Raw genomic sequence first — 20,087 nt, forward strand, 5'->3', positions numbered from 1 at the left:
AGGGTCGCGGTGGACGGGCATGAACCGGCGGCGATCGGGGTACTGGTACACCTGTTCGAAGGGAGGGTGATGATGATGACGGACCGCAGCAACGATCAGGTCGACCCGCGTGGCGCGATCAAGGACCCGGACGAGTGGGTCACCGGCGACGAGCCGCCCACGGCGGTCCAGGAGTCGTACCTGGCCACGCTGGCCCGGGAGGCGGACGCGACGCTGCCGGACGACCTGACCAAGGCCGAGGCGTCCAAGCGGATCGACGAGCTGCAGGCCGAGACGGGTCGCGGCCAGTAGCTCGGCGGTCAGGGGCGGGGCACGGGCCGCGCACCGCTGTTCCCGGCCGGTGCGGGGGCCGGTCTCGTGCACCACGGCGACCCGTAGCCCGTCGAGGTCGACGCGGGCCACCTCCGGCAGCCGGGCGCGCAGCGCGGGGCCGTCGTTGTTGCCGTACACGCCGATGAGTCGCCGCGCGCGGGCGGTCATGGCGTCCAGCAGCGACTCGTCGACCCAGTCGCCGGCGTGCAGCACCGGGCGCTCAGCGTTGTGCACCCGCATCGGCACCTCGCCGGACAGGCCCCACCCGACTGCCTACCCGGACCGTCTCCGCGCATGCCTCACCGGAGACACGCACCCCACTCCGGCGGCCGGCGTTACCGACCGGCACTGGCGGGAACGCGGTCGGCTGACGAGGGAGGATGCTCATGACCTCAGCTTCGGGGCCGGCCGCCGCGTGGCGGCCCGGCGCACACAGTGGTGACGTGCTTCCGTCCGGGCCGGCAGGCCGCCTGTCGACGCCGGCCGGGGACGGGCATGGGCCCCAGAGCGGCCCGCCCACGGTGACGATCGGCTCGTATCCGGACTATCCGTCCGCGCAGAAGGTGGTCGACTACCTGGCCGACAACCGCTTCCCGGTGGAGCACAGCGCCATCGTCGGCACGAACCTCACGCTGGTGGAGACGGTGCTCGGGCGGATGACCACCGGCCGCGCGGCGCTGCTCGGCGCCGGCACCGGCGCCTGGTTCGGACTCTTCATCGGCCTGTTGTTCGGCATCTTCACCGTCGGCAACTGGCTGGCGGTGATCCTGGTCGGCCTGGTCATCGGCGCGATCTGGGGCGCCGTGTTCGGCGCCGTGGCGCACGCGATGACCGGCGGGCAGCGCGACTTCACCTCGGCCAGCTCCCTGCGCGCTGGCCAGTACGCGGTGACCGTCGACGCACAGCTCGCCGATCAGGCCCGGCAACTGCTGGCCCGGATGCAGGTGCCCGGCTCGACGCCGGCGAACTCGCGCTGATTCACCGGCACGACCGGCCGTCCCGGCAGTTCGCCGGGGCGGCCGGTCAGCCGTGGTACGCCAGCTCGCCGGCTCGCAATGGCACGTCGATGCGGTTCTCCGGGGGCGCGAGGGGGCAGGCCCAGCGGTCGTCGTACGCGCAGCTGGGGTTGTAGAGGTAGTTGGCGTCCAGCCGGACCCGGTCGCCGGGCAGCAGCTCGACGCCCCGGCCGAAGGTGCCCTTCACCGTGTCGGTGAGGTACCGCCCACCGCCGTAGGTCTCCTGCCCGCAGGTTCCGTCGCGCAGCGGCACGAAGAGCCCGCCCCCGTACGCCTCGATCCACCACAGCGTGAGCGGCCCCCACGGCGTCTCGGCCACCGCCACCCGCCGGTACGCGACTACCCCGTCCGGGCCGCCGGTGTCCACCCGCAGCTCGCCGCTGGCCGGTCGCAGGGGCGCCTCCACCACGGCATCCGGGTTCGGTGCGAAGTAGCGCACACCGGTGAACGCGGGCCGCTCGGCCGGCGGGATCGGGCTCTGCGGGTGGGTGGCGAACAACTCGTCGCGGCCGGCGCGGAAGCCGGCGAGGTCGACGTCGGACAGGTACAGCCGGGCCACCCGCTCCCGCCAGTCGGCCAGTTCGAGATCGCCCACGCTTGCAAGCCTAGGCGGTCGCCGCCGGCGACCTCACCGTGACGGCCAGTTGCTCAGGACGGCGTCGAGGGCGTCGAGGGCGCGGGCCCAGGATTCATCCGTCGAGCGCGGGGTGTGCCGGAAACCGCCGGTCCGCTCCAGGCTCACGAAGCCGTGGAACGTGCTGTGCATCATCCGGACGGCGTCGGTCTGGTCCGGCTCCGAGAGCCGGTAGCCGCGCAGGATCGCCCGGGTCATCTCCGCGTGCCGGACGCCCGCGCTCGCGGCGGCCGTCTCGGGGTCGAGGTCGATCTGCATCGCGGCGTAGCGGCCCGGATGCCGGGTCGCGTAGTCCCGGTACGCGTTGGCGAAGGCGACCAGCGCGTCCTTGCCGGCCCGGCCGGCGAGCGCGTCGGCGACCCGGTCGGCCAGCTCGGCGAGCGCCAGCAGGGCGATCCTGACCCGCAGGTCCTGGGCACTCCTGATGTGGAAGTACAGGCTCGCGTCCTTCACGCCGAAGTGCCGCGCGAGCGCGGCGACTGTCACGTTCTCGACGCCCACCTCGTCGGCCAGCTCGGCCGCCGCCAGGGCCAGCCGCTCGGCGGTCAATCCGGCACGTGCCACGCAGCACACCCCAAATCTAGCCTCGTTAATCGTTTGCCTAGGAGAGCTAGGCTAATGCCTATGTTAGCCCTCACCGAGCCCGCCATCCGCGCCTCCTTCGTCAACTGCACGCAGGGCGAGGCGAAGCGGCTGGCCGTACCGAACGATCTCGAAATGCGCCCCTGGGACGACCTGGACTTCCTCGGCTGGCGCGACGCGGCCGCGCCGCAGCGGGCCTACCTGATCGCCGAGGCCGACGACGGCCTCGTCGGGGTCGTGCTGCGGGTGGCGCCACAGCAGACCGGGCGGGTCCGGCGCAGCATGTGCTCCTTCTGCCTGACCACCCACACCGGCGACGGCGTCTCGTTGATGACGGCCCGCAAGGCCGGTCGGGACGGCCGGCAGGGCAACTCCGTGGGCGCGTACGTCTGCTCCGACCTGGCCTGCTCGCTCTACCTACGCGGCAAGAAGGACGCCGGGCGGCGGATCGACGAGACCATCACGCTGGCCGAGAAGATCGACCGCACCACCAGCCACCTCGTGGCGTTCCTGCGCAGGGTCACCGAGTAACTAGCGGTCGGCAGCCAGGCGCGCGTGCCGCCCCGGCCACCACGGCCTCGTGGACCCGATCGGCCGGCCAGCACGGCCACCGCGAGTGGGCAGGTTCACCCGAGATCTGGGCCGGCGTGGAGCTGCACCACGTGCCTGGTCGCCCTGTCGAGGTGCCCCAGATATGGGCCGACCGTCGACTCGCGTAGCGGTCGAAGCCGCCCGCCCCATATCTGGGGCAGCTCGACAGCCTCCCCATGAGGCGCCCAGGCCCCTTCCCGCGCGCCGGCCCGGGCCGCGCGCCGGCCCGGGCCGAGGCGTCGGTCGGCTAGCGGTCGGTGGCCAGGCGGGCGTGCAGGTGCTCGTCGTAGCGGCGCCCGTCGCCGTACTGGTACGCCTCGCGCAGCGTCCCCTCGGCGAGATAGCCGGCCCGGTCGGCCACCCGGCAGGACGCCGCGTTGGCCACCGCGTGGCACAGCTCCACCCGGTGCAGCCGAAGGTCGTCGAACGCCCACTCGGTGAGCCGGACGACGGCCCGCGTCGCCACCTGACGCCCGCGGGCCACCGGCACCGTCCAGTAGCCGATGGAGGCGTCGCCGTGGTGGATGCTGTGCAGCGACACCGAGCCGAGCAGTTCGCCGTCGGCGGCCTTCGTCACCGCCATGGAGACGTGGTCACCGCCCGACCAGTCGGCCCGGCGACGCACCCAGAGCAGGGCGGTCTGGTCGTCGACCGGGCCGCCACCCTGCGGGTTCCACTGGGCGATGTCGGGGTCGCGCAGGGCGTCGCGCACCGCCGGGGCGTCCGCCTCCCGCCACGGGCGCAGCAGCAGGTCGGCGGCGGCAAGTTCCACGTGTTCCACGAGGCCGGAGTCTGGCACAGACCGCCCCGACACCGCCGCCCGAATTACCCCGCGCTTTCTTCAAAACTGCACTAAGCACGCCGCCAACTGAACAGACGTGACGCAGGCAACGCTGGTAGCACTAGTTAAATTTTTAACTAGTGCTACCGTGGTGGGCGTGACAGAGAGCCTGGACAGCACCCGAGCGACCGCCTGGCGTGCCTACATCGAGGCCAGCCAGCGCCTGTTCACCCAGTTGGAGGACGACCTGCGCACCGACAGCGACCTCACCTTCGCCGACTACCACGTGCTGGTCCTGCTCTCCGAGGCGCCGGGGCAACGACTGCGGATGGGCGAGCTGGCCGGCCGGCTGGTCTTTTCCCCCAGCCGACTCACGTACCAGATCTCCTCGATGCAGCGGCGCGGGCTGGTCAGCAAGGAGGCCTGCCCGGACGACCGACGCGGCAGCGAGGCCGTGCTCACCGCCGCCGGGCTGCTCACCCTGTCCGAAGCCGCACCTCACCACCTGGCGTCGGTGCGTACCCACCTGATGGATGACCTCGACGACGCCGAGGTCGCCTGCCTCACCCGAGTCTTCGACCGGCTCGGCCGCCGCCTGCGGGCGGCCCGGGCCACGTCGAGCACCCACGCCACACGTTAAGGAGCCCCCGATGCCCGCGATCACCGTTGACAACGTCCTCGTCCTGCCCCGCCTGCCCAAGCTCGACGAGTCCACCAGCTTCCGCAAGGTCCGCACGGTGACCACCGCGCCCAGCGGCTTCGAGGGCGAGGGCTTCCCGGTCCGTCGCGCCTTCGCCGGGGTGTCGACGACCGACCTGGACCCGTTCATCCACCTCGACCAGATGGGCGAGGTGGACTACGCGCCGGGCGAGCCGAAGGGCACCCCGTGGCACCCGCACCGCGGCTTCGAGACCGTCACGTACATCATCGACGGCGTCTTCGACCACCAGGACTCGCAGGGCGGCGGCGGCACCATCACCGACGGCGACACCCAGTGGATGACGGCCGGCAGCGGCCTGCTGCACATCGAGGCTCCGCCGGAGCACCTGGTGCTCAGCGGCGGGCTGTTCCACGGCACGCAGCTCTGGGTCAACCTGCCCCGCGCGGCGAAGATGAACCCGCCCCGCTACCAGGACATCCGGGGCCGGGAGTCCGCTCTGCTCACCACGCCCGACGGCGGCGCGCTGATCCGGGTCATCGCCGGTGAGGTGGCCGGGCACCGGGGCCCGGGGTCGACGTTCACGCCGATCACCATCACCCACGTCACCGTGCAGCCGGGCGCGCAGGTCGACCTGCCCTGGAACCCCGAGTTCAACGCCCTGGTGTACGTCCTCGGCGGGCGCGGCACCGTCGGCGTCGAGCGCCGGCCGGTCCGCACCGGTCAGCTCGCGGTGCACGGTCCGGGCGACGCGCTGCGCTTCAGCGCCGACCCCGAGCAGGACAGCAACACCCCGGCGCTGGACCTCTACATCATGGGCGGTCAGCCCATCCGGGAGCCGGTGGCACAGTACGGCCCGTTCGTGATGAACACCCGCGACGAGCTGCTCCAGGCGTTCGAGGACTTCAAGGCCGGCCGGCTCGGCGTCATCCCCACCGAGCGGGTGCCGCACACCGACGGCCAGGGCCCGCGCCCCTGACCCTGAGCACGCGAAAGGCCCCCGGTTCGCGCCGGGGGTCTTTGCGTAGCACCGGTCGGGCCGCCTCGTGAGCCTTCGTCATGTCGACGAACGCCTGCCACGCCGCCGGGCTGAAGACCAGCGCAGGGCCTGCCTGATCCTTCGAGTCCCGAACGCCAACGACGCCGGGCAGGTTGTCGGCAACCTCCACGCAGGCCCCTTGATTGCTGCCGCTGCGGGTGCTCTTGTGCCCCCCACATCGGCAGGTGAGGACGATCACCCCGGTAGGCACGTCCCTCCGCTTTCCCCCGCGCCGCCGATCTTGCACTTTCTGACTGGGCATAAGCACCCAAAACTACCCATATAGACGTTCGAAAGTGCAAGATCGGCGCGGTGCTGTACCGCCGCCGCCTCAGGAGACCGCGAAAATCCCCGCGACGCCCAGAATCACCATCAGCAACACCGCTACCAGCGCACCCCGTTCGCTCTCCACCGCCGGCTCGCGGTACTCGTTCACGGGGTTCGTTGTTTCGCGGGGCATGGTGTGGCCTCCTCGGCTGTTCGGGCGTACTCGCGTCGTCGTCATCCAGGTCACCGGTCGGTCGGCCTGGCATGCGGACCCGCGTCGGGGGTCCTACCGTGAGGACGTTGTCGACCTCCGGGGGGCTGGACGTGCCGTTACAGGACTGGTTCCTCACCGCACAGGAACGCGCCAACCCGGTCTCTGAGTTACCCGTCTGGACCAGGGGAAACCTCGCCGAGCCGTTGATTCACGGCGCGGCGTACTTCGACCGGCTGGTCGACGAGGTGGAGGCGCTGACCGCCGGTGACCATCTTTTCTTCACCGACTGGCGGGGCGACCCGGACCAGCGGCTGCGCCCCAACGGCCCCACCGTGGCCCAGCTCTTCGCCCAGGCCGCGCAGCGCGGCGTGGTGGTCAAGGGCCTGATCTGGCGCTCACACCTCGACGTGCTGGCCTACAGCGAGGCGGAGAACCGCAACCTCAGCGAGACGGTCTCGGCGGCCGGCGGTGAGGTGCTGCTCGACCAGCGGGTCCGTCGCGGCGGCTCGCACCACCAGAAGCTGGTGGTGCTGCGGCACCCGGGCGCCCCGGAGCGGGACATCGCGTTCGCCGGCGGGATCGACCTGTGCCACAGCCGTCGCGACGACGCCGCGCACGAGGGCGACCCCCAGCCGGTGCAGATGTCGTCCCGGTACGGCTCGAACCCGCCCTGGCACGACGTGCAGCTCGCGGTGCGCGGCCCGGTGGTCGGTGCGCTGGACACCGTCTTCCGGGAGCGCTGGACCGACCCGATGCCGCTGGACTCGGAGAACCCGATGGCCTATCTGCGGGATCGGCTGCGCGGCGCGGACCTGCGGCCGGACCCGCTGCCGGACCAGCCCGCCGACCCGCCCGAGTGCGGGCCGCACCAGATCCAGGTGCTGCGCACCTACCCCGCCGTGCGGCCGCGTTACTCCTTCGCGCCCGACGGCGAGCGGACCGTGGCCCGGGGCTACACCAAGGCGGTCCACCGCGCGCGGCGGCTCATCTACCTGGAAGACCAGTACCTCTGGTCGACCGAGGTGGCCAACCTGTTCGCCCAGGCGCTGCGGGAGAATCCCGAGCTGCACCTGGTCGCCGTGGTGCCCCGGCACCCGGACGTGGACGGCCGGCTCGCCCTGCCACCCAACATGGTCGGCCGGGAGCAGGCGCTGTCGCTGTGCGAGCGTGCCGCGCCGGACCGGGTGCACGTGTTCGACGTGGAGAACCACGCCGGCACCCCGGTCTACGTGCACGCGAAGGTCTGCGTGGTCGACGACGTCTGGGCCAGCGTCGGCAGCGACAACTTCAACCGCCGCTCCTGGACGCACGACAGCGAGTTGTCCTGTGCGGTGCTCGACGACACGCGCGACGAGCGGACGCCCACCGACCCGGCCGGTCGGGGCGACGGGGCGCGCGTCTTCGCCCGGGACCTGCGGCTGCGGCTCTGGCGCGAGCACCTGGACCGGGACCCGGACGGCGCGGACGACGCGGACCTGCTCGACCCGGCCGACGCCGTCGCGGCCATCACGGCCGCGGCCGACGAACGGCAACGGTGGTACGACGGCGGCCAGGTCGGCGATCGTCCGCCCGGCCGGCTGCGCCCGCACCGCCCCGAGCGGCTGCCCTGGTACATCCGCACCTGGGCGCTGCCGGTGTACCGGCTGGTCTACGACCCCGACGGCAGGCCACTGCGCGCCAGGCTGGCCGGCACCTGGTGAGTCTGCCGGGCCGGCTCGGGCAGGCCGACGCCGCCCGGGTGCACGGTCAGCCCGCCGGGGTAGGCGAACGAGGAGCGCGGCGAGAAGTAGCCGAAGCCGATGGTCAGCGGGTTGGCGGGGCGCAGCGCGTACATCGGGTGTCGGGGTTGCAGGAACTCCACCGACTCGATCTCGAACGGCGCGACCGGCTCGGCCACGAACGGGTAGACCGAGCTGAGCAGTTGGCCGTCGCGGCACGTGAAGTAGCGGTGGTGCCCACTGCTGATCACGTGGCCGGTCTCCCCCACCCGACACCGGGCGCGGATCAGCGGCGCCCCCTCCGCCTCGGTCTCGGAGAGCAGCACCTCGCCGCTCACCTCGATCCTGGTCCGGCCGGCGAGCACCGGGGCGCCCCGCGCCGCGGCGTACTCGCGGACCAGCCGGCTGGAGGCCACGTAGTGGGTCCACCAGCCGCCCGGGTTGAGCCCGCCGGGCGCGTCCACGCCCGCGAGTGAGACGCCGAGATACGTCAACGAGTAGGCGCCGAAGCCGGAGGTCTGCGTCTCGTCCTCGACGACGTACTGGTTGAGGAACACCTGCCGGTCCGCACGGGGACGCAGCCCGGTGGGGACGAGGGCGGCGACCGCGTCGGGATCCGCTGGCAACCAGCTGAAGTACAGGGTGCGACTGTTCACGACGAGCTGGGGAGCGGCTGGATCGAGCATGGTGCCTCCGAACCGGGTGTCTACCCAGCGACGCTACGGCCGGTCCCGCCGACGGGACAACGACGGATAGTCGACACTGCTGCCCGATTGTCGGATTTCATGTTGACCAGTTGGCGGAGGGTGCGGCACCAACCGGTCGGGCCGGTGGGGATGACCGGGTGCCGCAGGTTCGCCCGGTAAATGGGTAAGAGACCTCACAACCTGCTCAACTGCCGCCGTTTATGGGCGTTTTGTGGTTCGACACACCTTAAGTACATCAACCTTTCGGCTAGATTTCCGGGAGCCGATCAGGCTAAGGTGAGTCCCGAACGGCCCATTCGAAGCTAAACCGAAGCGTCACGCCTTTTTGTCCGCGGACGAGGTGCAGGGAGGACCACCCATGACCGCGCCAACGATCACCGAGCAGGCGAGCACCACGGCTGCCGAGCAGACGAGCACCACCAAGCTGGACCCGCGGGCGCTCACCGACAGCGCCGCCGACCTGCTCAACGCCATGGCCGCGTTGCCCGCCAACCACCCGTCGCGCGCCGCTCTGCGGGACCGCGCGATCGAGGCCTGGCTGCCGCTGGCCAACCACCTCGCCCACCGCTACAGCGGGCGGGGCGAGCCGACCGACGACCTGGCGCAGACCGCCGCCGTCGGCCTCATCAAGGCCATCGACAAGTTCGACCCGTCCCGCGGTGTCGACTTCGCCGGCTACGCGATCCCCACCATCATCGGCGAGCTCAAGCGGCACTTCCGCGACCGCACCTGGGACATCCGGGTGCCGCGCCGCCTCCAGGAGCTGCGGCTGGCCATCTCCGACGCCAACAGCTCGCTGCTGCAGACCCTCGGCCGCTCGCCGACGGTCGCCGACATCGCCGCCCACCTCAAGCTCACCGAGGAAGAGGTCCTGGAGGGCCTGGAGGGCGCCCGCGCGTACAACGCGGTGTCGCTGTCCACCCCGACCGGCGACGGCGACCGGGCCACCGAGCTGGGTGACATGCTCGGCGGCGAGGACAACGAGTTCGAGCTGGCCGAGCTGCGGGTCGCCCTCGGCCCCGCGCTGGCCACCCTCGACGAGCGTGAGCAGAAGATCCTCACCCTGCGGTTCTACGGCAACCTGACCCAGTCGCAGATCGCCGACCAGATCGGCGTCTCGCAGATGCACGTCTCCCGGCTGCTGGCCCGGGCGCTGACCAAGCTGCGCGGCCAGCTCGACGGCACGTACTAGGCGCCACACGACGAAGGGCCGGGTCAGCGTGGACCCGGCCCTTCGTCGTGCGTCGGGACGTTAGACCGGCGCACCGGCCGGGCCGCTCCCCCAGGGGGAGCGGCCCGGCCGCCCCGTCAGCGGCCGGCGGGCTCCCGCCACATCGGCCAGAACGGCGTGCCGTCGGGCACCCGGAAGGGCTCGCCGGCCCGGTAGCCGTGCTGCGCGTACAGGTCCCGGCTGCGCGGGCTGCTCGCCTCCAGGTAGGCCGGCATCTCGTTGGCGTCCAACCAGGCGTGGTGGTGCCTCATCAGCGCGGTGCCCAACCCGTGCCCCTGCCGGCCCGGCTGCACGGCCAGGAAGGCCAGGTGGTGATGGTCCGGATGCGGGTGGTTGGCCGCGAACAACTCGTCGAGATGCTGGAACCGGTCGGTCCACTCGCCGCACGCGGCGGCGAGCCGCGCGTCGTAGTCCGGCGGCGGCGGGGCCGGCTCACCGACCGACGGGAACCAGACCGCGACACCGGCCCGGTCCGCGGTGGCGTGCACGAACCCGTGCCGCATCGCGTGGTCGACCAGGATCTCGAAGTCCCCGGCCAGCACGGCCTCGCGCTTGCTCGCGTCGGGCACCAGCCAGGAGGTCACCTCCAGGGCCGTGAACGCCTCGGCGATCCGGTTGGCGACCAGCGCCGTGTCCTGCGGCCCGAGCCGTTCGATGGTCACGCTCATCGGGACACCCGCGTACCGGCCGGCGTCCGCGCCTGCTGCTCCCCCGACCGCACGGCCGCCGCGGCGCTCGCCGCGCCGAGACCGATCCGGGCGTACGTGTCCGGACGGTTGGTGCGCAGCAGCAGCGCCCAGGCGGCGCCCAGCGCGGCCGCCACCGGATAGACGGCGGGTAGTGCCCAGCGCAGGTTGGAGTCGGGTGCGACGCCGAGCAGGTTGGCGAAGTTCGACACGGCCAACCAGATGATCACGACGAGTGCGATGGTGGCCAGGCCGGGTGCGATGGCCCGCCGCCAGAGGGTCTCGCCGCCGTGGCGGACGAAATAGGCGATCACCGCCACCGCGGTGGTGGCGATGAGCAGCAGGACGCCGAACCCGCCGGTGGTGCCGCCCCAGAAAAACAGCTGGACCACCGGGTCCCAGCCGTTGACGGTGTAGAGCAGGATCACCAGCAGACCGAGGACGCTCTGGGCCAGCGACGCGGCCCGGGGCGAGCCGGTCCGCGGCGAGGTCTGCCCGAACACCGCCGGCAGTACCCGCTCCCGGCCCAGCGCGAAGGCGTAGCGGGCCGTGGTGTTGTGGAACGAGATCATCGCGGCGAGCACCGAGGTCAGGAAGAGCACCTGCCCGATGGTGACCGCGGTGTCGCCGAGCTGGGCGGCGGCCAGGTTGAAGATCAGCCCGACGCTCTGCTCCCCGGCCTCGGCGACGATCTTGTCCGGCCCGACGGCGACGGTCATGGTCCAGGACGAGAGCGCGTACAGCCCGGCGATGATCGCCACCGAGAGGTACGTCGCCAGCGGCACCGTCCGCTTCGGGTCCTTGCTCTCCTCGCTGAACACCACCGCGGACTCGAAGCCGACGAACCCGAGGATGGCCAGCACCAGCACCGCGCCCACCCCCGGCACGAAGAGGTTGTCCGGCGACAGGGCGGCGAAGCTCACCTGACCGTCGGCCGGGTTGCCGAGCTGGCCCAGGTCGAAGACGAGGATGACCACGATCTCGGCGACCAGCAGCGCGGCGAGCACCAGACCGTTGATGTCGACCCGCAGCAGGCCGAGCAGGCCGACCAGCGCCCATGCCGCCAGGGCGACGATCGACCAGTGCGGGTGTCCGCCGAAGATCCGGTCGAGCACCGGCTCGGCCGCGACGCCGATGGTGCCGTAGAGCCCGACCTGAAGCGCGTTGTACGCGACCAGCGCCACCCAGGCGGCGCCGACACCGGCCGGCCGGCCGAGGCCCCGCGAGATGTAGGCGTAGAAGGCGCCGGCGTTCTCGACCCGGCGGGACATCGCCACATAGCCGACCGAGAACAGGGCGAGCACCGCGGCGACCACGAGGAAGGCCAGCGGGATGCCGGTCACGCCGATGACGCCGTAGCCGGTGGTGACGACGCCGGCCACCACGGTCAGCGGCGCGGCTGCGGACAGGACGAAGAAGATGACCGAGGGGACGCCGAGGCGTCCCCTCGCGAGGGCTTCGGAGACGTTGCTGGGTCGGTCGACTGTCGATGTCGATGGCATACGACTACTCCGGTCGTCGAAGGGAGGGGTTGAATTACCGGGGGAATCAGGGGATGCCGCGCAGCACGGCTGCGCCGACGGCGGCCTCGGTGTGCCCGACAAGCTCCTTCAGGGGCGCCGGCAGCGCGGGAATGAGAACGTTCAGCCGGTGGTGGGCGCGGGGGCCGGCGCTCCAGAGCACCTCGCGGGTCAGCCCGGCGGCCACGACCAGGCCGAGCAGCAGCGCATCCGGCACGCTCGGCGGGTCGGGGCGTTCCAGCAGCGCCCGCAGCCGGGTGGCCGGCCAGGCCACGGCGTTGAGGTCGATCGGCAGATAGCTGACCGAGGTACGGAGCAGCCGCCGGCTCTCCTGGCGGCGCAGTACCCCGGCCCGGGCGAGTCGCTCGCCCACCGAGGTCGTCGCGCTCTGCGCCAGAAAGCTGAGCCAGACGTTCACCGCCCGGTGCTGGGACTCACCGATCAACTGGTCGAGCACGGTGTGCGCCAGCGCGTCGGCGGGTGGGCGCCGGTCGATGACGGTGACCTGTCCACCCGAGACGGTGATGTGCCCGTAGAGGGTCAGTTCACCGAGGAGCCCGGCGGCCAGGCCGAGGCCGGTCGCCGCCGGGTGGAGCTTGGCCTTGCCGCGGGTGTCGTTGTGGGCGATGAGGAAGAACTCGTCGGCGATGAGCAAACGGTCCTCCCGCTCAGTGTCCACAGTGTTTGCGCCCGGAAAGGATGCACCGAGAGCTACTGCAACGCAACTCCCAGATTTGAAAGTTGCACTCCGTGCAGGCGCGACCTGCGGATCTTGTCGTGACAGACTCGGACGGTGACCGCCGCCTCCACCATCCGGCCCGCCGCCAGCCCCACCGTGCGCCGTCGGCGCATCGCTCGCGAGCTCCGCCAGCTCCGGGAACGGGCGGGCATGACCCTCGACGTAGCCGCCCGCCAGCTCGACATGTCCAAGAGCAACCTGTCCCGAATCGAAAACGCGCAGATCGGCATCAAGCCCCGCGACGTGCGGGCCGCGCTCGCCCTGTACCAGGTCACCGGCGCGGACGCCGAGGCGCTGATCGAGATCGCCCGGGGCGCGCAGCAGCGCGGCTGGTGGCAGAACTACAGCGACGTGCTGCCGGAGTGGTTCGAGTTCTACGTCGGACTGGAGGCCGAGGCGGCGACGCTGCGCACGTACGAGGCCGAGTCGGTGCCCGGACTGCTGCAGACCGAGGCGTACGCCCGGGCGATCTTCCGCCGCACCGCCGGCGAGGACGGCCTGGAGCGCAAGGTCGCGGCCCGGCTGCGCCGCCAGGAGGTGCTGCACTGCGACGACCCCGTCGAATTGTCGGTGGTGCTCAATGAGGCCGTGCTGTTGCGCCCGGTCGGCGGCCCCGCCGTGATGGCCGAGCAACTGGTCCACATGAGCCGAATCGCCCAGTTACCCAACGTGACAATTCAGGTACTGCCGTTCGCGGCCGGCGAGCATCCGGCGATGACCACCCCGTACGTGATCCTCAACTTCGCCGAGGCCGCCGACGCGTCCGTGGTTTACCTGGATAACCTCACGATGGGTCTGGCTCTGGAAGATGCCGATCATGTGCTCGGGTATAGCCTTCTGCACGAGGAGCTGTGCCGGATGGCACTCGATCCGGAGGCGTCGCTGACCCACCTCAAGGAGGCTTCTCGTAACTTTGCGTGACCGCGTCTGCGGCACGCCGACGCAGACGAGGGGTACCACGGATGACGGCGCTCGACCTGACCCGGGCGGACTGGCGCACCAGCACGCGCAGCAGTGGCAACGGCAACTGCGTGGAGGTCGCGACAGTCGACGGTCGGATCGCCGTCCGGGACAGCAAGGACCGCTCCGGCCCGGTGCTCGCGTTCGGCTCGGCCGCCTGGCGGTCGTTCCTGCACGGTCTCGCCGAGGTCCAGCGCGGCTGAGTCTCCCGCACCGGTGCGAGACTGGGCCGTGCTCTCCGACGTAACCCTGGACCTGCCGGTCCGTCCGGCGTTGCCCGCGCTGCTGGCCGCGCTCGACGCGGCCGGCGCCGCGGTCCTGGTGGCCCCGCCGGGGACCGGCAAGACCACTCTCGCGCCGTTGGCGGTGGCCGACCGGGTCGACGGCCGGGTGGTGATCGCCCAACCCCGGCGGGTGGCGGCGCGCGCCGCGGCCCGGCGGATGGCCGAGCTGCTCGGCGAGCGCGTCGGCGACCGGGTCGGCTACGCCGTACGCGGCGAGCGGCGGGTCGGCCCGGCCACCCGGATCGAGGTGGTCACCACCGGCCTGCTGGTCCGCCGGCTGCACCACGACCCGGAGCTGCCCGGCACGGGTGCGGTGCTGCTCGACGAGTGCCACGAGCGGCAGCTCGACGCCGACCTCGCGCTGGCGTTCACTGTGGAGGCCCGAGCCACCCTCCGGCCGGACCTGTGGCTGCTCGCGATGTCCGCCACGCCGGACACCGACCGGTTCGCCGCGCTGCTCGGCGGGACCGCCGCAGCCCCCGTGGTCCGGGCCGAGTCGGCGCTGCACCCGGTACGGCGGATCTGGGCGCCTCCGGCGCGGCCGGTCGCGCCGCCGGGGGCCGGGCCGGTGGACCGTGCCCTGCTCGACCACGTGGCCGCCACGGTCCGGCGGGCGCTGCGCGAGCACGACGGCGACGTGCTGGTCTTCCTGCCCGGGGCCGGTGAGATAGCCGCGGTCGCCGGCCGGCTCGGCGACCTGCGGGACACCGTCGACCTGCTGCCGTTGCACGGTCGCCAGCGCGCCGCCGAGCAGGACGTCGCCCTGCGGCCCCGCGGTTCGGACGGCCGGCGTCGGGTGGTGCTGTCCACCGCGCTGGCCGAGACGAGCCTCACCGTGCCGGGCGTGCGGGTGGTGGTGGACGCCGGACTTTCCCGGGTGCCCCGCATCGATCTGGCGCGTGGGCTGGGCGCGCTGATCACCGTGCCGGTCTCCCGGGCCGCCGCCACCCAGCGGGCCGGCCGGGCCGGCCGGGAGGCCCCGGGGTACGTCTACCGCTGCTGGTCCGAGGCGACCCACGAGCGGCTGCCCGCCCGAGCAGAGCCGGAGATCGCCACCGCCGACCTGACCGGGTTCGCGTTGGAGCTGGCCGCCTGGGGGCGCCCGGACGGCGTGGGGCTGGCGCTGCCCGATCCGCCGCCGGCCGCGGCGATGGCGGTGGCCCGGGACACCCTCGAGACGCTGGGCGCGGTCGACGGGACGGGCCGGATCACCGGGCGGGGTCGGCTGATCGCCTCGGCCGGGGCGCACCCGCGGCTGGCCCGTGCGCTGCTCGACGGCGCCGGTCGGGTCGGCGCGGACCGCGCCGCCGAGGTGGTGGCTCTGCTCGCCGAGGAGAGCGCCGCCGGCCCGGGCGACGACCTGGTGGCCGGCTGGCGTCGGCTGCGCACCGGGGTCGACGCGGGCGCCACGGCCCGCTGGCGCACCGAGGTACGCCGGTTACGCGCCGCGCTGCCCGCCGGTGGGCGGCCCCCCTCGGGCGGACTCACCGACGATCTCGCCGCCGGGCTGCTGGTCGGTCTCGCCTACCCGGAGCGGCTGGCCCGGGTGCGGCGGCCGGGCGGGTCCGCGTACCTCATGACGGGTGGGACCGCCGCGGAGCTGGCGGTCGGGTCGGGGTTGGCCGGGTCCGACTGGCTCGCGGTGGCCGTCGCCGACCGCCGCCCCGGCACGCCGTCGGCGCGGATCCGCCGGGCCACCCCCCTGGACGAGGCGACCGCCCGAGAGGCGGCCGGCCCGCTGCTGTCCACACGCCGCGAGGTGGGCTGGTCCGACGGGGACGTGGTCGCCCGGGAGGTGACCCGGCTGGGCGCGATCGAGTTGGTGGCGCGGCGGCTGGACCGCCCGGACCGGGCGGAGGTGGCGGCGGCGCTGCTGACCGGCCTGCGCCAGGAGGGGCTGGGGCTGCTGCCGTGGACGCCGGCGGCACGGGGGCTGCGCGAGCGGATGGCGTTCTGCCGGCACCACCTCGGCGACGAGTGGCCCGACGTCGGCGACGAGGCGCTGCTCGCGGCCGCGCCGACGTGGCTGGGGCCGGAACTGGCCGCTGCCCGGCGACGCGCCGACCTGAGCCGGGTGGAGGTGACCTCGGCGCTGCGCCGGCTGCTGCCGTGGGCTCAGGCCGCGCGCCTCGACGAGCTGGCCCCGGAACGCATCGAGGTGCCCAGCGGCTCACGGATCCGGGTGGACTACGCCGACCCGGCGGCGCCGGTGCTGGCGGTCAAGCTCCAGGAGACGTTCGGTTGGCCGGCGGCCCCGCGCATCGGAGGCGGCCGGGTGCCGGTGCTGCTGCACCTGCTCTCCCCCGCCGGCCGACCGGTGGCGGTCACCGCGGATCTCGCGTCGTTCTGGCGTACCGGCTATGCGCAGGTCCGTTCGGAGCTGCGCGGTCGCTATCCCCGACATCCGTGGCCGCAGGACCCGGGGACGGCGACGCCCACCCGGCGTGCCGCGCCGCGTCGGCGCTGAGGAGGGCTACTCCTCGACGACGTCGGCCACCACCACTGTGACGTTGTCCGGCCCGCCGGCGTGCAGCGCCAGGTCGATCAGCTTGCCGGCGCAGGCGGACCGGTCCGGGTAGCTGGTGAGCACCTCGGCCAGGGTGTCCGGGCGGACGACGTTGGAGAGGCCGTCGCTGCACAGCAGCCACCGGTCGCCGGCCCGGGGCACCATCGTCGCGTACGACGGGGAGACGTCCTCGCCCTGCAACGCCTGGGTGACGACCGCCCGGCGCGGGTGGCTGCTCGCCTGGTCCGCGGTGATGACGCCCTGGTCGACGAGCATCTGGACGAAGGTGTCGTCGCGGGTGACCTGCTTGAGCACGCCCTCGCGGAACAGGTAGGCCCGCGAGTCACCGACGTGGGCGAGGGCCAAACAGCTGCCGGTACGCGCGAAGAGCAGGGCGGTCAGCGTGGTGCCCATGCCCTGGCGCTCGGGGTCGTCGGCGACCGCCTGCCGGATCCGGGCGGTCGCCAGCGCGATGCCGTCCTGCAGGGCCGCCACCAGAGCGTCCTCGGGTGTCTCCACGTCCAGCGGAGCGACCGCGTCGATGGTGAGCGAGCTGGCCAGGTCACCGGCGGCCATTCCGCCCATGCCGTCGGCGACGGCGACGAGCCAGGCGCCGGCGTGCAGGGCGTCCTGGTTTCCGCTGCGGATCAGCCCACGGTCGCTCGTTCCCACGGAACGCAGCTTCAGGGTCATGGGAGGCAGCCTGCCAGGCGAAGGGCGCAGTTGTCTCTAGGAGATCAGGACGACGGGGCGTGGCGCGGTCAATCTCACGTTGCCCGGCCGACGCGACGGGAGTGCGCGGCCGGACCGGCCACCCTCGTCGCGCGCCAGAACCCATCCAGTCAGATCAATTGACAGGGCGATCCGCCACTGGAAACATCGACCCGATACTTGGGAGCGCTCCCAGGTTCTGCACCACCGCACCACCATCACCATTCCTCTTCCCGTCCCGGAAGGACTCCCCGTGACGCCATCCCGACGCCGCCTCCTCCTGGCCGCGGCGACCACCCTGGCCCTCACCGGCGCGGGCGCCGGCGCGGCCCACGCCGACCCTCCACCGGACGCCCCCGAGCAGATCGACAACGGCGACTTCAGCGCCGGCGTGAGCCCCTGGTTCTCCTTCGGCACCGGCGCGCTCGCGGTCACCGACGGCCGGCTCTGCACCACCGTCCCCGGCGGGCTGGCCAACCCCTGGGACGCCGGCATCGGCCAGGACGGGGTGCCGCTGATCGCGGGCGCCGAATACACCCTCGGCTTCGCCGTCTCCGCCACCCCCGGCGCGGCGGTCAAGGCCGTGCTGCAGCTCGGCAGCGCCCCGTACACGACGTACGCCGCCGTGGACGCCACCGCGACCGGCACCGCCCAGCGGGTCGAGAAGACCTTCACCGTCCCGGACGACAACCCGAACGCCCAACTGATCTTCCAGGTCGGCGGCAGCGCGCAGGCGCAGACCATCTGCCTGGACGACGTCTCGCTGCGCGGCGGCGAGCCGCCCGCGCCGTACGAGCCGGACACCGGGCCGCGGGTGCGCGTCAACCAGGTCGGTTACCTGCCCGGCGGCCCGAAGAACGCCACCGTGGTCACCGAGGCCACCGCGCCGCTGCCCTGGAAGTTGCGCTCGGCCGCCGGCGCCGTCCTGGCCAGCGGCACGACCACCACGCGCGGCGTGGACGCCGCCTCCGGGCAGAACGTGCAGACCGTCGACTTCTCCAGCTACCGCACGCCCGGCAGTGGGTTGACGCTGACCGTCGACGGCGAGACCAGCCACCCGTTCGACATCTCCGGCACCCTCTACGACCGGCTGCGCGCCGACTCGTTGCAGTTCTTCTACGCCCAGCGCAGCGGCATCGCCATCGACGGTGACCTGATCGGCGACGAGTACGCCCGCCCCGCCGGCCACCTCGGCGTGGCCCCCAACAAGGGCGACACCAACGTGCCCTGCCAGCCCGGCGTCTGCGACTACTCCCTGGACGTGCGCGGCGGCTGGTACGACGCCGGCGACCACGGCAAGTACGTGGTCAACGGCGGCATCGCCACCTACCAGCTGCTCAACACGTTCGAGCGGACCAAGACGGCGGCCACCGCCGACGGCGGCGCGGGGCTGGCCGACGGCTCGCTGCGGGTGCCCGAGCGCGGCAACGGCGTGCCGGACATCCTCGACGAGGCCCGCTGGGAGCTGGAGTTCCTGCTGCGCATGCAGGTACCGGCCGGCAAGCCCCTCGCCGGCATGGTCCACCACAAGATCCACGACCAGAACTGGACCGGGCTGCCGCTCGCCCCGCAGGACGACCCGCAGCCACGCGAGCTGCACCCGCCGTCGACCGCGGCCACCCTCAACCTGGCCGCCACCGCCGCCCAGTGCGCGCGGCTGTTCGCCCCCTACGACGCGGCGTTCGCCGGGCGCTGCGCCACTGCCGCGAAGACGGCCTACGCCGCCGCCAAGGCCCATCCCGCGGTGTACGCCAGCCCCAACGACGGCACCGGCGGCGGCGCGTACGACGACGGCAACGTCACCGACGAGTTCTACTGGGCGGCAGTCGAGCTGTACCTCAGCACCGGGGAGCAGACCTACCTGACCGACCTGAGCGCCTCGCCGCACCACACCGGCGACGTGTTCGACCCGCGGGGCTTCGGCTGGCAGAGCGTCGCGGCGCTCGGCCGCCTCGACCTGGCCACCGTGCCGAACGGTCTGCCGGCAGCCGAGCTGACCCGGGTCCGCGCCTCGGTCACCGGCGCCGCCGACGCGTACCTGGCCGAGCTGCGCCGGCAGGCGTACGGGCTGCCGATGCCCGGTGACGCCAACAGCTACTTCTGGGGCGGCAACAGCAGCATCATCAACAACGCCATCGTCCTGGCCACCGCCTTCGACCTGACCCGCGACGCCGCCTACCGCGACGGCGCCGTCCAGGCGATGGACTACATCCTCGGCCGCAACGCCCTGAACATCTCGTACGTGACGGGTTGGGGCGAACACAACGCGCAGAACCAGCACAGCCGGATCTTCGGCCACCAGCTCAACCCCGACCTGCCCCGCCCGCCCGCCGGCTCCCTCGCCGGTGGCGCGAACGCGGCCCTGCAGGATCCGTTCGCGGCGCAGCTGCTCGCCGGCTGCAAGCCGATGTTCTGCTACGTCGACGACATCAACTCGTACTCGACCAACGAGGTCGCGATCAACTGGAACTCGGCGTTGGCCTGGATCTCCCCGTTCCTGGCCGACCAGGACGAGGCCGGCGCGGTGCCGGCCAGCACCTGCTCGGTGACCTACGCCAACTACGGCGCCTGGCAGGGCGGCACCGGCTTCACGGGGCAGCTGACCGTACGCAACACCGGCACCACCGCCGTCAACGGCTGGGCCGTACGGTTCGCGTTCACCGGTGACCAGCGCGTCCGGGAGGCATGGCTGGCGAAGGTCACCCAGGCCGGCGCGACGGTCACCGCGAAGAACGAGTCGTACAACGCCAAGATCGTGCCCGGCGGCACGGTGACGTTCGGCTTCAACGCCACGACCAACGGCGGCGCCAACCCCGGGCCGGGCCTGGTCACCGTCAACGGAAACCCCTGCTCGCTGTCCTGAGCAGGCACGGCTGGTGGCCGCCCTCCCCCGGGCGGCCACCAGCTCGGTTGGACCTGTGTACCTACCAT

General features: G+C 72.6%; 19 protein-coding genes and 2 pseudogenes. 11 read left to right on the top strand and 10 right to left on the bottom strand.

The window, feature by feature from the left end; all coding sequences use genetic code 11:
• Nucleotides 1-75 precede the first annotated feature (75 nt).
• Complete coding sequence (locus OG505_RS16035) at nucleotides 76-291, top strand: DUF3072 domain-containing protein (RefSeq protein ID WP_405434527.1); 216 nt, start codon at nucleotides 76-78, stop codon at nucleotides 289-291.
• Between the two features lie 24 nt (nucleotides 292-315).
• On the opposite strand, the pseudogene OG505_RS16040 reads toward OG505_RS16035, so the two are convergent.
• A pseudogene (locus OG505_RS16040) lies at nucleotides 316-525 on the bottom strand (metallophosphoesterase family protein); the annotation flags it as partial.
• 173 nt (nucleotides 526-698) lie between these two features.
• Between OG505_RS16040 and OG505_RS16045 the strand changes: the two are divergent.
• Nucleotides 699-1,289 carry a general stress protein gene (locus OG505_RS16045; RefSeq protein ID WP_405434202.1) on the top strand — a complete coding sequence of 197 codons (591 nt, stop codon included), beginning with the start codon at nucleotides 699-701 and terminating at the stop codon, nucleotides 1,287-1,289.
• Between the two features lie 46 nt (nucleotides 1,290-1,335).
• On the opposite strand, the gene OG505_RS16050 is transcribed toward OG505_RS16045, so the two are convergent.
• Both OG505_RS16050 and OG505_RS16055 read right to left on the bottom strand, forming a co-directional pair.
• On the bottom strand, nucleotides 1,336-1,923 hold the full coding sequence (locus OG505_RS16050) for a DUF1684 domain-containing protein (protein WP_405434203.1): 588 nt from the start codon (nucleotides 1,921-1,923) through the stop codon (nucleotides 1,336-1,338).
• 33 nt (nucleotides 1,924-1,956) lie between these two features.
• Entirely contained in the window at nucleotides 1,957-2,526 is a 570-nt protein-coding gene (locus tag OG505_RS16055; RefSeq protein WP_405434204.1) for a TetR-like C-terminal domain-containing protein, read from the bottom strand.
• Between the two features lie 60 nt (nucleotides 2,527-2,586).
• Between OG505_RS16055 and OG505_RS16060 the strand changes: the two genes are divergently transcribed.
• A complete protein-coding gene (locus tag OG505_RS16060) occupies nucleotides 2,587-3,075 on the top strand; it encodes an FBP domain-containing protein (RefSeq protein ID WP_405434206.1) in 489 nt (162 codons plus the stop codon).
• Between the two features lie 307 nt (nucleotides 3,076-3,382).
• On the opposite strand, the gene OG505_RS16065 is transcribed toward OG505_RS16060, so the two are convergent.
• The gene (locus OG505_RS16065) at nucleotides 3,383-3,916 is read right to left on the bottom strand and encodes a GNAT family N-acetyltransferase (protein ID WP_405434208.1); all 534 of its coding nucleotides are present in this window, start codon (nucleotides 3,914-3,916) and stop codon (nucleotides 3,383-3,385) included.
• Between the two features lie 157 nt (nucleotides 3,917-4,073).
• Between OG505_RS16065 and OG505_RS16070 the strand changes: the two genes are divergently transcribed.
• Nucleotides 4,074-4,556 (top strand): MarR family winged helix-turn-helix transcriptional regulator, encoded by a 483-nt coding sequence (locus tag OG505_RS16070; RefSeq protein WP_405434209.1) that lies wholly within the window; start codon nucleotides 4,074-4,076, stop codon nucleotides 4,554-4,556.
• Nucleotides 4,557-4,566: 10 nt separating this feature from the next.
• The gene (locus tag OG505_RS16075) at nucleotides 4,567-5,553 is read left to right on the top strand and encodes a pirin family protein (protein WP_405434211.1); all 987 of its coding nucleotides are present in this window, start codon (nucleotides 4,567-4,569) and stop codon (nucleotides 5,551-5,553) included.
• Nucleotides 5,554-5,638: 85 nt separating this feature from the next.
• Here OG505_RS16075 and OG505_RS16080 read toward each other — a convergent pair.
• Nucleotides 5,639-5,809 (bottom strand): annotated as a pseudogene (locus OG505_RS16080) (DUF397 domain-containing protein); the annotation flags it as partial.
• 395 nt (nucleotides 5,810-6,204) lie between these two features.
• Between OG505_RS16080 and OG505_RS16085 the strand changes: the two are divergent.
• Entirely contained in the window at nucleotides 6,205-7,794 is a 1,590-nt protein-coding gene (locus tag OG505_RS16085) for a phospholipase D family protein (protein WP_405434529.1), read from the top strand.
• On the opposite strand, the gene OG505_RS16090 is transcribed toward OG505_RS16085, so the two are convergent.
• Complete coding sequence (locus tag OG505_RS16090; RefSeq protein WP_405434213.1) at nucleotides 7,743-8,498, bottom strand: hypothetical protein; 756 nt, start codon at nucleotides 8,496-8,498, stop codon at nucleotides 7,743-7,745. The genes OG505_RS16085 and OG505_RS16090 overlap by 52 nt on opposite strands.
• A gap of 379 nt (nucleotides 8,499-8,877) precedes the next feature.
• Between OG505_RS16090 and OG505_RS16095 the strand changes: the two genes are divergently transcribed.
• Entirely contained in the window at nucleotides 8,878-9,711 is an 834-nt protein-coding gene (locus OG505_RS16095) for a SigB/SigF/SigG family RNA polymerase sigma factor (protein ID WP_007458025.1), read from the top strand.
• Between the two features lie 116 nt (nucleotides 9,712-9,827).
• Here the strand turns inward: OG505_RS16095 and OG505_RS16100 are convergent, their stop codons facing one another.
• From OG505_RS16100 to OG505_RS16110, 3 genes are read right to left on the bottom strand one after another with little or no spacing between them, the layout of a single operon-like run.
• Nucleotides 9,828-10,418, bottom strand: a complete 591-nt coding sequence (locus tag OG505_RS16100; RefSeq protein WP_405434214.1) for a GNAT family N-acetyltransferase — start codon at nucleotides 10,416-10,418, stop codon at nucleotides 9,828-9,830.
• Nucleotides 10,415-11,938, bottom strand: coding sequence for an APC family permease (locus OG505_RS16105; RefSeq protein WP_405434216.1), 1,524 nt, complete (start codon nucleotides 11,936-11,938; stop codon nucleotides 10,415-10,417). Before OG505_RS16105 ends, OG505_RS16100 begins: the two co-directional genes overlap by 4 nt.
• Nucleotides 11,939-11,984: 46 nt before the next feature.
• Nucleotides 11,985-12,611, bottom strand: a complete 627-nt coding sequence (locus tag OG505_RS16110; protein WP_405434531.1) for a GPP34 family phosphoprotein — start codon at nucleotides 12,609-12,611, stop codon at nucleotides 11,985-11,987.
• 180 nt (nucleotides 12,612-12,791) lie between these two features.
• On the opposite strand from OG505_RS16110, the gene OG505_RS16115 reads away from it, so the two are divergent.
• Genes OG505_RS16115 through hrpB form a run of 3 tightly spaced genes read left to right on the top strand, consistent with a single transcriptional unit; the run spans nucleotide 12,792 to nucleotide 16,406 of the window.
• Entirely contained in the window at nucleotides 12,792-13,616 is an 825-nt protein-coding gene (locus OG505_RS16115; RefSeq protein WP_405434533.1) for a helix-turn-helix domain-containing protein, read from the top strand.
• Between the two features lie 41 nt (nucleotides 13,617-13,657).
• On the top strand, nucleotides 13,658-13,858 hold the full coding sequence (locus OG505_RS16120; RefSeq protein ID WP_405434217.1) for a DUF397 domain-containing protein: 201 nt from the start codon (nucleotides 13,658-13,660) through the stop codon (nucleotides 13,856-13,858).
• A gap of 28 nt (nucleotides 13,859-13,886) precedes the next feature.
• On the top strand, nucleotides 13,887-16,406 hold the full coding sequence (gene hrpB, locus OG505_RS16125) for an ATP-dependent helicase HrpB (protein ID WP_405434535.1): 2,520 nt from the start codon (nucleotides 13,887-13,889) through the stop codon (nucleotides 16,404-16,406).
• Between the two features lie 6 nt (nucleotides 16,407-16,412).
• Here the strand turns inward: hrpB and OG505_RS16130 are convergent, their stop codons facing one another.
• Nucleotides 16,413-17,138, bottom strand: a complete 726-nt coding sequence (locus OG505_RS16130; protein ID WP_405434218.1) for a PP2C family protein-serine/threonine phosphatase — start codon at nucleotides 17,136-17,138, stop codon at nucleotides 16,413-16,415.
• A gap of 271 nt (nucleotides 17,139-17,409) precedes the next feature.
• On the opposite strand from OG505_RS16130, the gene OG505_RS16135 reads away from it, so the two are divergent.
• Nucleotides 17,410-20,019: a glycoside hydrolase family 9 protein gene (locus tag OG505_RS16135; protein WP_405434220.1), complete on the top strand. Its 2,610-nt coding sequence runs from the start codon at nucleotides 17,410-17,412 to the stop codon at nucleotides 20,017-20,019.
• Nucleotides 20,020-20,087 lie beyond the last annotated feature (68 nt).

The organism is Micromonospora sp. NBC_00617, from assembly GCF_045161355.1.
Taxonomy (GTDB): Bacteria; Actinomycetota; Actinomycetes; order Mycobacteriales; family Micromonosporaceae; genus Micromonospora.

Excerpts from the sequence above, each read along its gene's own strand:
- OG505_RS16105 (WP_405434216.1), bottom strand. The coding sequence starts at position 11,938 with ATGCCATCGACATCGACAGTCGACCGACCCAGCAACGTCTCCGAAGCC.
- OG505_RS16060 (WP_405434206.1), top strand. The coding sequence starts at position 2,587 with ATGTTAGCCCTCACCGAGCCCGCCATCCGCGCCTCCTTCGTCAACTGC.
- OG505_RS16045 (WP_405434202.1), top strand. The coding sequence starts at position 699 with ATGACCTCAGCTTCGGGGCCGGCCGCCGCGTGGCGGCCCGGCGCACAC.
- OG505_RS16090 (WP_405434213.1), bottom strand. The coding sequence starts at position 8,498 with ATGCTCGATCCAGCCGCTCCCCAGCTCGTCGTGAACAGTCGCACCCTG.
- OG505_RS16120 (WP_405434217.1), top strand. The coding sequence starts at position 13,658 with ATGACGGCGCTCGACCTGACCCGGGCGGACTGGCGCACCAGCACGCGC.
- OG505_RS16035 (WP_405434527.1), top strand. The coding sequence starts at position 76 with ATGACGGACCGCAGCAACGATCAGGTCGACCCGCGTGGCGCGATCAAG.
- OG505_RS16075 (WP_405434211.1), top strand. The coding sequence starts at position 4,567 with ATGCCCGCGATCACCGTTGACAACGTCCTCGTCCTGCCCCGCCTGCCC.
- OG505_RS16130 (WP_405434218.1), bottom strand. The coding sequence starts at position 17,138 with ATGACCCTGAAGCTGCGTTCCGTGGGAACGAGCGACCGTGGGCTGATC.
- OG505_RS16095 (WP_007458025.1), top strand. The coding sequence starts at position 8,878 with ATGACCGCGCCAACGATCACCGAGCAGGCGAGCACCACGGCTGCCGAG.
- OG505_RS16100 (WP_405434214.1), bottom strand. The coding sequence starts at position 10,418 with ATGAGCGTGACCATCGAACGGCTCGGGCCGCAGGACACGGCGCTGGTC.